The 16,497-nt window shown below is 72.2% G+C and carries 7 protein-coding genes; 5 read left to right on the top strand and 2 right to left on the bottom strand.

The genetic code is table 11. The annotated features are described in order from the left end of the window. Positions 1-50: 50 nt before the first annotated feature. Positions 51-1,694 carry a hypothetical protein gene (locus ACPPVX_RS00915; protein ID WP_426573000.1) on the bottom strand — a complete coding sequence of 548 codons (1,644 nt, stop codon included), beginning with the start codon at positions 1,692-1,694 and terminating at the stop codon, positions 51-53. On the opposite strand from ACPPVX_RS00915, the gene ACPPVX_RS00910 reads away from it, so the two are divergent. The 4 genes from ACPPVX_RS00910 (at position 1,669) to ACPPVX_RS00895 (ending at position 7,646) form a co-directional block, all read left to right on the top strand. Then, positions 1,669-3,453, top strand: coding sequence for a hypothetical protein (locus tag ACPPVX_RS00910; protein ID WP_426572999.1), 1,785 nt, complete (start codon positions 1,669-1,671; stop codon positions 3,451-3,453). The two genes, ACPPVX_RS00915 and ACPPVX_RS00910, sit on opposite strands and share 26 nt — an antisense overlap. 62 nt (positions 3,454-3,515) lie before the next feature. After that, on the top strand, positions 3,516-4,244 hold the full coding sequence (locus tag ACPPVX_RS00905; protein WP_426572998.1) for a polyprenol monophosphomannose synthase: 729 nt from the start codon (positions 3,516-3,518) through the stop codon (positions 4,242-4,244). Beyond that, complete coding sequence (locus tag ACPPVX_RS00900; RefSeq protein ID WP_426572997.1) at positions 4,241-5,620, top strand: glycosyltransferase family 39 protein; 1,380 nt, start codon at positions 4,241-4,243, stop codon at positions 5,618-5,620. Before ACPPVX_RS00905 ends, ACPPVX_RS00900 begins: the two co-directional genes overlap by 4 nt. 52 nt (positions 5,621-5,672) lie before the next feature. Continuing rightward, a complete protein-coding gene (locus tag ACPPVX_RS00895) occupies positions 5,673-7,646 on the top strand; it encodes a hypothetical protein (protein ID WP_426572996.1) in 1,974 nt (657 codons plus the stop codon). Here the strand turns inward: ACPPVX_RS00895 and ACPPVX_RS00890 are convergent. Further along, the gene (locus ACPPVX_RS00890; protein WP_426572995.1) at positions 7,618-11,823 is read right to left on the bottom strand and encodes an alpha-(1->3)-arabinofuranosyltransferase domain-containing protein; all 4,206 of its coding nucleotides are present in this window, start codon (positions 11,821-11,823) and stop codon (positions 7,618-7,620) included. The two genes, ACPPVX_RS00895 and ACPPVX_RS00890, sit on opposite strands and share 29 nt — an antisense overlap. Positions 11,824-11,999: 176 nt before the next feature. On the opposite strand from ACPPVX_RS00890, the gene ACPPVX_RS00885 reads away from it, so the two are divergent. Further along, on the top strand, positions 12,000-16,343 hold the full coding sequence (locus ACPPVX_RS00885; RefSeq protein WP_426572994.1) for an alpha-(1->3)-arabinofuranosyltransferase domain-containing protein: 4,344 nt from the start codon (positions 12,000-12,002) through the stop codon (positions 16,341-16,343). Positions 16,344-16,497: the final 154 nt, after the last annotated feature.

Raw genomic sequence — 16,497 nt, 5'->3', positions numbered from 1 at the left:
AATGCTAGTCGGGTGACCCCCGTCGAAAGCCCCTCGGCCGGCCCCGCGCATCACGCGCAGCGGGCGGCGATCGCGGTCGATGCCGCCGATCCGGGGACCCCCCAGACCAGTTCGCCGTCGCACGTGGCCACCCGAGCCAGGCCCTCGACCGCGTCGAGGTCGGCAGGGGTCGGACTGTCGTTCGGGAGCAGGTCGGGACCCAGCACTACCAGGCCCGGATGGTCCTGCAGGATCGGCCCCAGCGCCTGCACCTGCTCGCGGAACCGCTGGTTCGGCGCGTCGGTCAGCGGATCGACGGGGTGCGGGAGCACCTGGGTGGGGAGGCCGGTCCGGAACCACATGCGGCTGGGCTGGTTGGTGAAGATCACCGTGTCGGCCGGGAGCCCCTGGAAGCGGTTGGCGCGGCCGGCGGCGGTGGGCGCGTGGACGGTGCGGTCGACGAGGCGGGCGTCGTCGCGCACCGTGCGCCCCGCTCCGACGGTGAGGGCGACGATGAGCACGGCCACCACGATGGCGGCGTCGGCGAAGCGGGCGGCGTGCGCAACCGGGTGGGTGCGGTGGGCGAGTGCCCGCTCCACCAGGCCGTGGGCCACCAGCACCACCGTGAGGCCGACCACGGGCTGGACCGGGAGGAGGATGCGGCTGTCGAGCGGGATGAGCGCATCGAGGAGCGCCCGGCTGGCCAGGGTGATGGCGAGGTACGAGGGGACCGTGAGCCCCAGGGCGAGCAGGAGGGAGGCCCGGCGGGGATCGCCTGCGGGCCCGGCGAGGAACCGACGCAGGCGGGCCGAGGCCACCAGGGCGCACGACCCGGCGACCAGAGCGGTCGCGGCGAGCGCACGGAGCGCGAGGGGAGCGTGGGCCGGGATGCCGACCCATCCGGCCATGGCGGTGACCGGGAGCGAGAGGTCGTGGGGCGGGTGCCAGCGCACGCCGCGCGCGGCCTCGCCGCCCCACAGCACCCCGCTGAACTTGGTCCACAGCACCACCGTGGCGGGGCCGGCCGCGGCCAACCCGAGGGCGATCGCGACCCACGCGCGGCGCAGGGGCCGGCGGAGCAGGAGGATGGCCCCGGCAGGGACGAGCCCGAGGCCGGCGCCGACGTAGCGCACGAGCGTGGCACCCACCACGCCGCCGAGAGCCACGGCGGCCAGGCGGCGGGGAGCGACGTCGAGCCACGCGGTGGCGGCCACGACCACCAGGAGGAACGGGAGGAACGCCAGCTCCGACAGCACGGTGGCCGACGCTCCCAGCAGCCCGCGGGGGAGCAGGGCCAGCTCGGGAGCGGGCCCGAGCAGGACCACCACGACCGCGGCGACGGCCACCCCCCACCGGTCGGGCGCCCAGGTCCAGGCCAGGACGCACAGCAGGGCGACCGCGGCACCGAGCGCGGCCACGTTGACGATGCGCGCCGCCTGGAACAGCCCGGCCCCCGCCTGGTGCACCACCGCGATGGCCGTGGAGTACAGCGGAGGCCAGTGGGTCTGCGCCTGCTCGCCACGTGCGGCCACCTGGGCGGCGGGATCGGTGGAGGCGGTCTCGGGGGCGAGGGGGCTGGTGACCCCGCGGCCCTCGGCGATGTTCTGCGCGGTGCCCAGGTAGCTGGCGCTGTCGGCGGCGGCGATCATCCCGTGGCCGGTGAACCACCACCCGAGCGCCATGGCGGCGATGACCAGGCCCGACGCGACCGCCACGCTGGCTCGACGGGGCATCCGGGATGTCGACGTGGTGTCGGCGATGACCGTGGGCCTTTCCTGGGGCGTACGGGAGCTGGGCACGCCCTCACCTACTATACGGCCCGTGTCCCGGGTCTCTGCTCGTCGAACGGCCCTGGCGCTGGGCTTGCTCGGCCTCGTCTACGCCCTTCCACTGGTCGGTCTGATGAGGTACCAGGGCCCTCCGATGGAGGAGGGCTTCATGCTCTCGTTCCCCCAGCAGGTGATGGCCGGCCGCCTGCCCAACCGGGACTTCCTGCACCTCTACGGTCCGGGCAGCCTGTGGGTCCTGGCGGGCGCGTACAAGGTGTTCGGCGACTACCTGCTGACCGAGCGGACCGTCGGGCTCATCCAGCTGATGCTGATCGGCGGCGGCATCTTCTGGCTGGCGCTCCCGTGGGGCCGCAAGATCGCGCTGGCCTGCGGGACCATCGCCGCCATCATCATCATCCCGCCCACCGGCCTCACCGCCATGGCCTGGAACGGCGGCGTCGGCCTCGCACTCGTCGGTCTGGCGGCGGGCTGCGCCACCTCCCGGCGCACCGAGACCAAGGGCAGCACCTGGCGGTACGTCGCTTCGGGCGCGCTGGGCGGCGCCGCCCTGCTGTACCGGCCCGACATGATCGTGGCCATCGCGCTCGGCTTCGGCTGCCTGCTCTGGGGCCTCGACTGGGCGGCGCGCAAGCGGGTGCTCGCCGGCGCGGGCGCCGTGGTCTCGCTCATCGTCATCCAGCTGGTGACCGCCGGGTTCGGCAACTCGTTCCAGGGCATGTTCATCGACCCGGTGTTCAAGCTGCGCGGCGGGCGGTCGCTGCCCGTCCCGCCCTCGTGGGGCCAGCTCGACGGCTACCTGCAGAAGGCGGGCGGGCTCCGCGTCGCCAACTGGCCGCTGCCGATGCCCGCCACCTCCAACCAGGTCTTCCTCTGGTTCTTCCTCACGCCGCTTGCCGCGGTCGTCGTCGCCGCCACCGGTACCTGGCTCGTCCGCTCCGGCCGCGATCCGCTCCGCAGCCGCACCCTTATGGCGGCCGGCCTGTTCGCGGTGGGCCTGCTCCCCCAAGCCGTGCAGCGCCCCGACACCGCCCACTTCGCGTGGGTCAGCTGCGTGGGCCTCGGGCTCCTGCCGGTGGCGTTCCACGTGCTGGCCGAGGCCCGCCTCGCCGACAAGCCCCGCACGCTGCGCCTCGGCGCGTCGGTCGGCGTCGTGGCCTTCTTGCTGATCGGCATCTTCCCGTTCTTCAGCGTCCGCACCTACGTCGACCTGGTGGGCCAGTCGTTCGGCCACAACCGGTTCGGCTACCCCATGGAGCGCGACGGCCGCACCTTCTACTACGGCAGCCAGGACGCGGCCACCGACGCGCAGACCGTGATCGACTCGCTCGACGAGCACGCCAAGCCGGGGGAGCGACTGTTCGTCGGGCCCAAGGACCTGCGCAAGACGCCCTACAGCGACGCGTTCCTCTACTACCTCTTCCCCGACCTCGTCCCGGCCACCCGCTACATCGAGATGGACCCGGGCATGGCCAACGCGCCCGACTCCGGCCTGGCCGATGACGTCCGCTCTGCCGACTGGCTGATCCTGTCGGACGTGTGGTCCACCTGGGACGAACCGAACGATTCGCGGGTGTTCGGGCCCGCCGAGCCGAACCAGGTGGTGCGCGACGACTTCTGTCCCGTCACCACCACCAAGTCGTTCCAGCTGCTCGAACGATGTGACCGGCAGACGACGCCTTCCTGAACAGCGATCGACGCCTCTCCGCGACCACAAGGGCCGAGGGGTGCGCGGGTTACCATCGCCCGGTGCGGAGCATCATCGTCGTGCCGACCTACCAGGAAGCGCTCAACATCGAGCGGTTCTTGACCGCCGCCCGGGCGGCCGTGCCCGATGCCGAGATCCTCGTCGTCGACGACAACAGCCCCGATGGCACCGGTGAGCTGGCCGAGAAGTTCGGTGCCGAGATGGGCGATGTCACCGTCCTGCACCGCCGGTCCAAGGAGGGCCTCGGGGCCGCCTACCGCGAGGCGTTCGCCGTCGCCCTGGCCGGCGACCCCGACGTCGTGATCCAGATGGACTGCGACCTGTCGCACGATCCCGAGGAGATCCCGGGGATGGTGGCCCGCATCGCCGAGGGCGCCGACTGCGTGATCGGCAGCCGCTACGTGCCGGGGGGCTCGACCCCGAACTGGCCGGCCCATCGCCGATCGCTCAGCCGCTACGGCAACCGCTACACCTCGTGGATGCTCCGCCTGAAGATCCACGACGCCACCTCGGGGTTCCGTGCGTACCGGGCCGACACGTTGACCTCGATCGACGTGGGCACCACCCGCTCGAGCGGGTACGCGTTCATGAGCGAGCTCGCCCTGCGCATGGCCGGCCAGGGCAAGGTGCTCGTCGAGGTCCCCATCACATTCGTCGACCGGGCGTTCGGCACCTCCAAGATGTCGGTGCGGATCATCGCCGAGTCGATGCTCCTGGTCAGCGCGTGGGGCGTCCGCGAGCGCATCCGGCGGGTGCGGTCCACCCGGTGAGCCTCGACAGCGAACCGGTCGATCTGGCGCGCACGGGCCGGGTCCGCCGCTTGTGGGCCGATCCCACCTGGCGGGCCGTCGCCATCATCGCCGTCCTCGCCCTCGCGGTGCGGGTGGTCTGGGCCGTGTGGGCGGCGCGCACCCCGGTCGGGATCTACGACCCGCTGCGCTACCTCGGCTACGGGAACGCCATCGCCGACGGCAAGGGCTACATCGAGCCCTTCACCACCCCGCACAACTACCCCACGGCGTACTACCCGATGGGCTACCCGTGGTTCGTCGGCATCGTCACCTGGGTGTCGCGCCCGTTCTCCCACGACCAGGTGATGGCCGTGGTGCTGGTGCAGTCGGTGCTCGGCGCCGCCTCGGTGGTGTTCGGCGCGATCGTGGCCCGGCGCCTGGCCGGGCGGGGGGCTGCCATCGCCGCCGCCCTCGGGCTGGCCTTCTACCCCAACCTGATCTTCCACAGCGGCGTCATCCTCGGCGAGACGCTCTACAACACCCTGTTCCTGGCGTTCGCAGCGCTGTTCGTCACCACCCGGTGGCCCGACGGGCTGTCGAAGCGCCGGGTGGCGCTCACGGGCGTGGTCCTGGGCCTGGCCGTCATGGTCCGCCCCATCTCCCTGGCCATGGTGCCGGTGGTGGTGGTCGTCTGGTGGCTGGCCACGCACGATCGCCGGGTGCTGCTGCGCTCCACCCTCGTCCTGCTGCTGGCAGTGGCGGCGTGCATCCTGCCGTGGACCATCCGCAACGAGATCCGGATGCACCAGTTCGTCCTGATCTCCGACAACATGGGCGAGAACCTGTGCATCGGCCACGCCGTCGAGGCCACCGGCGGCTTCGCCTTCCCGGCCAGCTGCCAGACCAAGATGTCGCTGCTCGACGGGCCCGACGGCGAGGTGACCGCCGACAAGGAGAAGGTGCGCAGCGCGCTCGAGTACATGCGCACCGATCCGGGCCGCGAGCCCTGGCTGCTGTGGCAGAAGGTGTGGTTCACGTGGGTCCGCGACGGTGACCACGACGGCCTCACCGCCGCCCAGTCGTACGGGTCCAACCGGTGGATCGCTCCCGCCACCGACCACCGGCTGGTGCGCGTGGCCGACACGGCATACTGGCTCGTGGTCGTGGCCGGTGTGGCGGGCCTCGTGCAGCTGGCGTGGCGCCGCCGCCCCGAAGACCTGTTCCTGGTGGGGGTCACGCTGATGACCGCGCTGATCCCGCTGGCGTTCTTCGGCGACAGCCGCTTCAAGGTCCCGGCCATCCCCCTCCTGATCCTCGCCGCGGCCACGCTCGTCCGGTCCCGCGGCGGTGCCGGTGACGACCCGGCCGAAGCGTCGGTCGGGGAGCCGGTCGAGGCGCCGGTCGCGGCGGTCTGACCGCCCTTCCGTGGCTCTTGGTTCCGGAGGGCCGCGCGCTAGCTTCGGCCGGATGCCCCCAGAACGGAGGACGCACCCCGTCCTGAGGCGAATCGACGTCGCGCTGCACTCGCCGTGGTTCGTGGTGTTCCTGGCGGTGGCCGCGGCCATCGTCGCCATCTTGTCGAACCACTTCGTGTACCCGCACTACAGCTGGAACCGCGACGAGCCGGTGTACCTGTGGCAGACGAGCCTGCTCCGCGACGGTCACCTCACGGCGACCGATGGCGGCTACCCGGCGCTGTTCCACCCCTGGCTGAGCGCCCACCGCGACGGCGTCTTCTTCTCGCAGTACCCGCTCGGCTGGCCGCTCGCCATCCTCGTCGGCCAGGTCATCGGCTGGCCGGCGTTCACCCTCGCCTTCGCCTGCGTGCTCGCCGTGGTCGGCACCTACGCGCTGGCCAACGAGGTCACCCGGGACCGCCGGATCGCCGCCATCGCCGGCTCGTTCTTCCTGCTCTCACCGATCGTGGCCATCCAGGGCGGCGTGTACCTGACCTACATGTTCGCCACGGGCCTCGGCGCCCTGTTCGCCACGTACTTCCTCGCCGGTCTGCGCCTCAGCTCGCGCTGGCGCGTGGCGCTGGGCGGCGTCTTCCTCGGCGTCATCATCATCACCCGCACCTACGACGCCGTGGTGTGGGCCGCGGTGCTGGGCGGGTACGTGGTCGTCACCGAGCGCAAGCGCTGGCGCGAGCACCTGCGCCTCGTGCTGCCGTTCCTCGCGGGCGTCGTGCCGTTCATGGTGCTGCAGCTCGGGCACAACGTGTTCCTCACGGGCCACCCGGCCGAGTTCCCCATCACCACCGCCGACCCGCTCGACAAGTTCGGCTTCGGGCCGAGGCGGCTGATGCCCGACCTCGACTCGTTCCGGTACACCCCGCTCCTGGGGGTGAAGCGGTCGGCCAAGAACGCCTTCTTCCTGCCCTGGTTCCTGTTCGGGGCGTACGTCGGGGTGGTGGCCGCGGTGCTGGCCGTGGTGAAGTTCGCCAAGGATCGGTCCACCTGGTTGCTGGTGGCCATCTGCGCCGGCTTCCCCATCGCCTACTTCCCGTTCTGGGGCACGCACGTCTCGTCGCTGACCACGCGGATCAGCGGCCCGATCTACTACATCCCGATCTACGTGCCCCTGTGCGTCCTGATGGCCCAGGGGGCGGTCTACGCGGCCCGGCGCTGGCCTCGCGCCACCGCGGTCCTCGCCGTCCTCGCCGTCCTGATCACGGTCCCGATCGGGATCGGTCGCCTGGCCCGCAACCGCGAGCTCAGCCAGATGCAGGTGGCGTGGTCCGACTCCACGAAGGACCTGAAGGAGCCGGCGCTCGTCGTGGTGTCGCCCGAGCCGTACCTCATGTTCTCGAACCCGTTCGGGCGCAACGGCGCGGAGCACGACGACCCGATCCTCTACGCCCTGGCCACCGACCCGTCGCTGATCAACCTGGTCGAGGCCCACCCGGAGCGCACGGCGTACGTCCAGCGGGCCACCGTGCCCAGCACCGACCTCGCCCCGTCCGAGCACAACGCCCGGTTCGGCGTCGAGCTCGTCCCGCTCACGATCGTCCGCGGGAAGACCGTCGATGTGTCGCTCACCACCACCGCCGGGCGCGACGGCGCGGTGTCGGTGGCGGTGAGCTTCGGGTCGAAGGAGGTCGCTCGCCAGGTGGTCACCGGGGTGAAGAAGGGCGAGGCCGTCGTCACCCACTGGACGCTGGGGACCGATGCGAAGGCCCTCGGCCGCCACGGGATCCTGGTGCCCGAGGGCGGATCGACCCCGCGCTTCATCGTGGGCTACGGCGCCACCGGCCCGGCGGCGCACGCCCACCCCAAGCTCAAGTACGAGCTGCTCGTGCAGGGTGGGGCCATCACCCGGGCGCTGCAGCCCGGCACGGTGTTCCAGGCCGAGTCGTACCGCAAGCCCGGCTATCCGGTCGTCTGGCACGACGATGTGCCCGACTCCCGCCTCACGGTCGAGGTCGTGCCCGGGTCCTGAGCTGGAGCTCGTCGGCCACCACCGCGGCGAGCACCCAGGCGAGGGCGAGCCAGCCGAGCTCGGGTCGGTGCTGCCCGTGGGCGATGGCCAGCGTGACCGGCGCCAGGACGGCGGCGGCCCAGGTGGCCACCGGCCAGCGGGCGATGACCATGCTGGCCACCGCCGCCACCACCGCGATCCACGGCCGGCTGATCAGCAGCACGGCGGCGAAGGTGACGGCCCCGGAGATCAGCACCAACCGGGTGGAGGGCGACACCGCCTTGCGCTGGCGCAGGAGCTGCGCGGCGGGATGGCCGACGTGGTGCTCGTCGCCAGGCGTGAAGATCAGGATCGCGCCGGCCAGGACGATGGTGAGCAGGCTCAGGGCCATGGCGATCCAGACGGTCCGCTGCGGCGTCCAGGTCAGGTGGACCGTCACCGGACCGGACCCGTCGGGCGTGATGGCCCAGCCGTTGGCATAGCCGTCGACCAGCGTCCGTGGGCCGGCCGTGCCGCCCTCGACGTCGATCTTCCACCCGGCGTCGTAGCTCTGGCCGAGGACGAACCAGAACGGATCGCCATCGGGGGCGACGGTGGCGCTCACCGACGTGCGGTGGACCACCGGGTCCTTGACGATGCGGGCCGTCGAGGCGGCGCCGCCCCGCACGGCGGCGGCGGCCGGTGCGCCACCGGGGGCGGACATCAGGCGGAGCACGTCGACGTCGACGCCGGTGCGCTCCCCGAGGGTGGTCAGGACCCGGTTCGAGCCGGCGTGGAGGGTGACGGGGTCGCACGCATCGATGGCCATGGTCCCGTCGGCGGCCCGCGACGACAGGCGGGCCGCGAGCGGACGGCCGTCGACCGACACCAGGTCGTCACGGCAGGCCCGATCGACGCTGCCGGCCTTGGCGGCGATGGGGAGGGTGCCGCCGCGGATGTCGGTGATCGAGATGGGCAGGGCCGAGCTCCCGGGCGCATCCTTCGGCGTGCTGCGCTCGTCCTGGTCCTCGATGACGAACCGGACCTTGCGGCCGCGGGCCACGGCGTCGCCGAGGGGGATCTTCACGGTGGTCACGTGGCCCGGGTCGGTGCCCTCGGCGATCGGGCCCAGCTTCCGGTGGGCGACCACCTTGCCGTCGACCTCGACCGCGATCGTGGACGGGAGGGAGTGGTGGCCGTCGGCGACGATGCCCATGGTCACCTCGTCGAACGTGACGGGATCGGCGGCCTGCACCTGGATCCAGGGCTTCTCGATGCCGCCGAACGCCGTCGTCCACGCGCTCTTGGGGTCTCGGTCGAACGCTCGGGAGGCCCGGGCGTCCGGGGCGCCCTGGAGGCGGCTCGACGAGGAGAAGGTGGCGGTACCGTCGGTCCCGAGCAGCTGGTCGATGGCGGGATCGCCGGCGCCCTCGGCCGGCCGAGCGGTCCCGACGATCCCGAACGATCGGCTCGAGGGGAGCACGAAGGTGCGGTCGAGGCGGGCCTCGTCGTCGGGGAGCTGCCAATCGCTCGGATCGGTCCGCAGGCGGGTCAGGAGGACGTCGAGCGAGCGGGCGTCGCTGGCCCGGCCCAGGTCGTGCAGCAGGTCGAGCGGGAGGCGGACGGTCTCCTCGATCCGAAGGTCGCCGACCTTCACCTCGGCGAACCCGACGGCGTTGGCGAGCGCCGGGTCGAAACCCGGATCCGAGGTGCCCAGGATCTCGAGGCCGAGCCGCTTGATGGTCCGCTTCGGGAACGAGATCACCTGGCCCGTGGGCTCGAGCGACTCGGGCCCGAGCGCGACGTCGCTGGTGGTGCCGTCGTCGAAGTGCAGCCGGATGCGGGTCAGGACGCGGTCACGGGGGCCGTCCTGGGGCTGGACCACGGTGATGTGGTCGACGGCCTGCGGCTTCTCGGGCGCCACCGTGATCTGCTGGCCGCGGGGATCGGGACCACCGATCCGCCACGACGTGGAGAGGCGTCCGTCGAACGCCGCCGCGGGCCGCTCTGCCGGTCGAGCGGCTCCACCGCTGGAGGTGGCGTGGGTGGTGCCGCCGAGCTGCTCCACCACGGTCCGCTCGTCGTCGGTGGAGCCCGGGAACGCGTCGAGCCGGGCGTCGTACCCCGACGGCTCGACCATGGTCTCGCCCGCCTGCTCGGTGGGGCCTCGGGTCTCCTTGAGCGAGTTGAACCACGTCTGGATGCGGCGCCGGTTCGAGTCGGTGAGCACGAGGTGGCCGTCGGCGGCGGCCGCCCGGCGCACCTGCTGGTCGGTGAGCCCGGCCGACAGCAGCACCAGCGAGCGCCCGTCGAGGATGCCGGCAGCGGCTGCGTCGACGATGCCGTCGGCATCGCCAGCCATCACGATCGACTGCTGCACCGATGCCGTGCGGACGATGGCTTGGGCATCTTCGACGGGGAGCACGGCGACGGGCGCCAGGGGCGTGGTGCGATCGAGCGTGCTGCTGCTGTGGAGGTCGGCGGGGGTGAGCGGGTCGTAGCGCTGGTCACCGACGTTGGCCGTGGGCGTGCCGAAGGTGACCGGCGCACCGAGGCCGCTGGCCCGCGGCTCGGCCAGCTCGCCCCACACGGTGTCGGGGCTGGGGATCCCGAACCGCTCGTACTCGAGGTCGTTGCGGAGCACGACGTCGCCCACGCCGAGCAGCCGGGCCACCGGAGCGACGCTCGCCGGATCGAGGACGCCGTTCTGGAGCCGGCGGTCCAGCGCATCGAGCATGAGCGCCGACTGCGGAGACCCGTAGGGGAGGACCTCGCGGGCGAGGTAGGGCCGGTTGATCAGCAGCGGGGTGATCGGCTCGATGGCGTTGCCCCAGCGGTAGGCAGCGAAGTTGGCACCCGGCAGCTCGAGGACGCGGGTGGAGCTGCCGGCGGCGTCGAGGTGCTTGGCGGCGTCGAGCCAGTACTGCGGCAGGTCCTCCGGGCGGTCCACGGAGCTCGAGAGCATGCCGGTCTTGACGACGGGTGTGAGCCCGGCGCAGGCGATCAGGGCCACCAGGGCCGCGCCCCAGAGCCGGCCGCGCTCGGGCAGGGCGGTGATGGCGGCGGCGAGGAGCAGGGCCATCCCGAGCACCAGCACCGGGACCACGCGAGGCGAGTTGCGGAACGCCAGGCCCGCCGAGGTGCCGTCGGCGAAGGCCTTGAACAGCCGGCCGAACGGGCTGGGATCGTCGTACGGCCACGCACCCACCGCGACGACCGCGGAGAGGACCATGAGCACGGCCAGGATCCGGTGGCGCCAGCGGACCACGGCGGCGGTGGCGAGCGCCACCATCGGCACCAGGTAGCTCAGCCAAGCGGCCACCGGCTTGTCGACGTAGTAGCTCGCCTGGTCGACCGACGATCCGCCGCGATCGGAGCCGTAGAAGAACCAGTTCCCCAAGCCGCGCAGGACGTCGTCGGGCGTGGACTTCTCGGCCACGGTCCGCAGGCTCTCGGTGAGCTGCAGCACGGGGATGCCGTACGTGCCCTGCAGCTTCAGCCCGGCCAGCCACCAGGCCGACACGGGGACCGAGAAGGCGGCGATCCGGAGCCCGGCGCCCAGAGCCGCCCGGCGGCGCTCCGGCCGGATCAGCGCGGTCTCCACCAGCACCGCCAGCGGAGCGAGGCCCACGAGGATCAGCGAGGGCGCGTTGACGCCGGCCACCGTGAAGGTGACCAGGGCGAACGCGGCCGGATGCCTCCAGCCCCCTCGTCGGACCGCTCTCCGGGTCAGCTCGACGAGCCAGGGGAGCCCGGCCCAGGGGAGCAGCAGCACCGACGTCCGGGCGGTGAAGGCCAGCTGGTACGGCGTGAGGGCGTAGACGAGCGCGGCGGCGAGGGCGGTGGTCCGGGCCATGCCCATCGACCGGATGAGCCACCGGACCCCCATCGCCGCCGCGAACGTGAGCGTGCCGAGCCAGAGGCGCTGGGCCACCCAGACCGGCACCCCCAGGGTGTCGAACGCCCAGAACCACGGGCCCATCGGCCAGAGGTAGCCGATGTGCTGGTGGGGCACGGTGCCGGCCGCGACGGAGGGGTCCCAGAGGTACGCAGCGTCCCGCACGAACTGGCCCGGGTGCACGTACAGCGCCTGCTTGCTGTCCGAGCTCACGCGTCCAGGAGACGACAGGAGGAACGGCAGGTAGGCGACCACACCGAGGACGACTGCATCGAGCCACGCCGGCATGGCGGCGACACGTCGTAGAGGCGATGCCGTCATGGAGGAGCGACTGTACCTGCCTGCTGTGCAGGCGACGGCGGCGGCTACGGTGGCTCCCGCTTCGAAATCCCGACCTCTGGACCAGTGGCCCCCTGATGACCGACTCGTCACCCCCGGCTGGCCGGGTGGCACCTGCCAGCACCGATCCAGTGGACCCGGAGCCCGACGACGCAGAGGTGCGCACCCCGCATCCCTCGGGGTCGTGGAAGCCGCTGTGGCTCGTCGCCGCCATCTCGTACATCCCGTTCCTGGTCACCCGGCCGGGCTGGGTCAGCGCCGACACCAAGACGTACCTGTACCTCGACCCGAGCCGGCTGCTCAGCCGGGCATGGGAGATGTGGGACCCGTCGGTGGGCCTCGGCACGGTCTCGCACCAGACCATCGGCTACCTCTGGCCGATGGGCCCGTGGTTCTGGGCGTTCGACAAGCTCGGCGTCCCGGACTGGGTCGCCCAGCGCCTGTGGTGGGGCACCCTCCTCTTCGCGGCGATCAGCGGCGTCGCCTACCTGCTGCGCCGCTTCGAGATGCCGGCGGTGGCCATCTGGCCGGCGGCGCTCGCCTTCGGCCTCAGCCCCTACGCGGTGGCCTACCTGGGCCGGCTGTCCGGGGTGCTGCTCCCCGCCATCGGCCTCCCCTGGCTGCTGGCCTTCACGATCATGTCCATCCGCACCCGGGGCTGGCGCTACCCGGCCCTGTTCGCGCTCGTGGTCTGCACGGTGGGCAGCGTCAACCTGACGGCCCTCGCGCTCGTGGGCATCGCGCCCGCCATGTGGGTCGTCTGGGCGGTGGTGTCGCGAGAGTCGTCGTTCCGGCGGGTGGTCACCTCGGTGGCCCAGATCGGGCTCCTGACCACCGTCACGAGCCTGTGGTGGTTGTCGGGGCTGTCGGTGCAGGCCACCAACGGCATCGACATCGTCAAGTACAGCGAGTCCGCCGAGGTGGTGGCCCGCACCTCGGTGTCGTTCGAGGTGCTGCGCGGCCTCGGGTACTGGTTCTTCTACGGCGGCGACAAGCGCCAGCTCTGGATCGAGCCCAGCTTCCAGTACACGCAGCGGCCGGTCATCTTCGTCATCACGTTCATCGTTCCGCTGCTCGCCCTGGCCAGCGCATCGCTGGGGAAGTGGCGGTACCGGAGCTTCTTCGCCGCCCTGCTCGTCGTCGGCACCGTCGTGTCGGTGGGAGCCCACCCGTTCGACGATCCCTCGCCCATCGGCAAGGTGATCAAGGCGTTCCTCGGCACCGAGCGCGGCCTGGCCTTCCGGAGCCTGCCGCGCGCCGTGCCGTTGATCGCCCTCGCGTCGGCGGTGCTGATCGCCGGCGGGATCGCCTACGTGGCCATCCGCGTGCCCAAGATCGCCCGCCCGCTGGCGGCGGTGGTCGTCCTCGCCTCCGTGATCGGCATGGTGCCGCTGTGGCAGCGGTCGATCGTCCAGGACAGCCTCTCCCGCAAGGACGAGATCCCGGACTACTGGAAGAAGACGGCGGCGCTCCTCGACAAGCGCGACGACGGCACCCGCGTGCTCGAGGTGCCCGGCAGCGACTTCGCGTCCTACCGCTGGGGCAACACGGTCGATCCGATCACCCCGGGGCTCATGGACCGCCCCTACGTCGCTCGCGAGCTGGTGCCCTACGGCACGCCACCCTCCGCCGACTTCCTGAACGACTTCGACCTGCTGATGCAGGAGCGCACGCTCGAGCCCCAGGCGATCGCCCCGATCGCCCGGCTCATGCGCGCCGGCGACATCGTCGTCCGCGGCGACCTTCAGTACGAGCGCTACAGCCTGGCGCGGCCGAAGCTGGTCTGGAGCCTCATGAAGGCGGCCCCGGGGACGGGCACGCCGATCGAGATGACCAGGCCCACCCCCAACGATCCCGACGCCCGGCTGCAGATGCGCGACGAGACGTGGCTCACCGAGGAGAGCGGGCTGCCCGACAGCCCGGCGGTGGCGATCGTGCCCGTCAAGGACGTGCCCAAGATCGTCGATGCCAAGCCCGCCGCCGGCGCCGTGCTGCTCTCGGGCGACGGCGCCGGGATCGTGAACGCGGCCACAGCGCGCCTGATCGACGGCTCCGAGCTGATCCGCTACAGCGCCAGCCTCAAGCAGGCCGAGGTCAAGGCCGAGGTCGCCAGGGGCGCCAGCCTCATCGTCACCGATACCAACCGCGAGCGGGGCGAGCGCTGGGGCGGGCTGCGCCACACGCGGGGGTACACGGAACGGGCGGGGGAGAAGCCCCTCGCGACGAGCCCCACCGACAACCGCCTGCCGCGCTTCCCCGGCTCGGGCGACGACGCCAAGACCCTCACCATCCAGGGCGGGGGCGTCCAGGCCGACGCCACCTCCTACGGCAACCCGATCACGTTCGCGGCCGACGTGCGGCCGGCGCTGGCCATCGACGGCGATCCGGAGACGGCCTGGGCCACCGCCGCGTTCAGCGATGCCCGGGGCGAGAAGCTCGTCCTCACCCTCGACAAGCCGCTGAAGCTCGACCACCTGGTGCTGTACCAGCTCCCCGAGGACACCACCCAGCGGGCCCTCACCAAGGTCCGGGTCGACTTCGGGGACGGCAAGCCCATGGACGTCGACCTCGGTCCGCAGTCGCGGCTGAACCCCGGCCAGCGGGTCGACGTCGGCAAGCGCACCACGAGCAAGGTCACCATCACCCTCCTGGCCGACAGCCTCAACAACCCCATCCGCTACGACGATGCCGGGCCGGTCGGGTTCTCGGAGATCAAGCTGGGCTCGAACTCGCCGGTGATCACCGAGGTCGAGCGCATGCCCACCGACCTCGTCGATGCGGTGCACCACGCGGGCCAGGGCGCCGCCACGTCGGCTGAGCTCACCTACCTCATGACCCGGCTCCGCCAGGACCCCACCGACCGCACCCGCGGCGACGAGGAGCTGGCGCTCTCCCGTCAGTTCCGGGTGCCGGCGGGGCGCTCGTTCGAGGTCAGCGGCGCGGCCCGGGTCTCGGCCCGGACCGACGACCTCACCCTCGATGAGGTCCTCGGCACCACCAGCGACGACGTCAGCGTCGACTCCACCCGCCGGCTGAGCGGCACGCGCACCGACCGCGCCAGCGCCGCGCTCGACGGCGACCCGACCACGGCGTGGACTGGGCCCTACGCCCGGGTCACCGACGAGCACATCATCGTCAGCACGTCGAAGCCCCACACCTTCGACCACATGGACATGCAGATCGTCGCCGACGGCCGGCACTCGGTGCCCACCGACCTCATCGTGAAGGTCGACGGCAAGGTCGTCGCCACCCCGGTGCTCCCCGCCATCACCGACGGCACCGAGCCGGGCCACACCGTGACCGTCCCGATCGACCTGCCCGCCACCAAGGGCACCGCGCTCGACGTCCAGGTCGCCAAGGTCCGCGAGATCAGCTCCATCGACTGGACCTCCTCCAAGCCGGTGGACCACCCGTTCGCCATCGCCGAGCTGGGCCTGAAGGGCCTGCAGGTGCCCAAGGCCCCCAAGGCGTTCGACGACCGCTGCCGCGACGATCTGATCACCATCGACGGCAAGCCCGTGCCCGTGCGCATCAACGGCACCACCGCCCAGGCGGTCGAGGGCGACCCCATGACCGTCGAGCCCTGCAGCGACCAGCCCATCCACCTGAGCGCCGGCGACCACAAGCTCGAGGCGGTGTCCGGCATCGAGTCCGGCATCGACATCGATCGCTTCGTCGTCACCTCCCCGGCCACCAAGCCGGTGCCCGCCGCGGCGAAGGCCGACCCCCAGGTCACCGTCACCCACGCCGGCCGCGATCACATGCAGGTGAAGATGAGCGGGTTGAAGGCGGGGGAGCCCACCTGGCTGATCCTGGCCCAGAGCAACACCGACGGCTGGACCGCGAAGGTGGCCGGCGGCCGGGACCTCGGCACCCCGCAGCTGGTCGACGGCTACGCCAACGGCTGGCTCGTGCACCCCACGGGCTCGTCCGAGGTCGTCACCCTCGACTTCAACCCGCAGAAGCGGGTCGACCTGGCGCTGGGCATCTCCGCCATCGGCATCGTGGCCTGCTTGCTCCTGATCATCCGTCGGCCCCGCGACCGTGACGAGGCCGATGTGACGCTCGACCTCCGCCGCCCGTTCGGCGGCGTGCCGGCATCGGTGCCGGTGGCCATCGGCACCGGCGTGGGCATCTTGGTGGCCTCGCTGCTCGTGCTCCCGCTCGTCGCCGCCCTGCCCCTCGCCATCGCCGCCGGGCTCGCCGCCCGGCACCACCGCTACCGGGTCGCGTTCTCGTTCATCCCGGCCGGCCTGCTGGGGGCCTCGGTCCTCTACGCCACCGCCCTGCTCGTCCGCTACAAGATCGCGCCCGGCATCGAGTGGGTCGGCGAGCTCGAGCGCATCCACCCCATCGCCATGACCGGGGTGGTCGCCCTCGGCGCCGACATCGTCATCGATGTCCTGTGGCGCCGACGGCAGCGACGGACGTCTGGTCCCCCCGAGGATGCCCTCGTGGCCGCCGATCTGCCGGCCCCGGTGGCCGAGGCCGCCGGGAGCTGAAGACCGGATCCACGCGGGACCTGGCGCCTGGCCTCGCGGCAGCGGGCACGCGGCGAGAGGACCGGCTCACCGAGGACCGGCGCGCCCGATCCGGTGGCGGCACGCGGCGGGGTGGGGGACCGGTCCGCTGGAGGCCAGCGGACCGGAACCGGGG

The sequence above is a fragment of the Aquihabitans sp. McL0605 genome (assembly GCF_049993875.1).
Taxonomy (GTDB): Bacteria; Actinomycetota; Acidimicrobiia; order Acidimicrobiales; family Iamiaceae; genus Aquihabitans.
The sequence above is the reverse complement of the archived record's forward strand: the minus strand, read 5'-3'. Positions and strand labels throughout refer to the sequence as shown.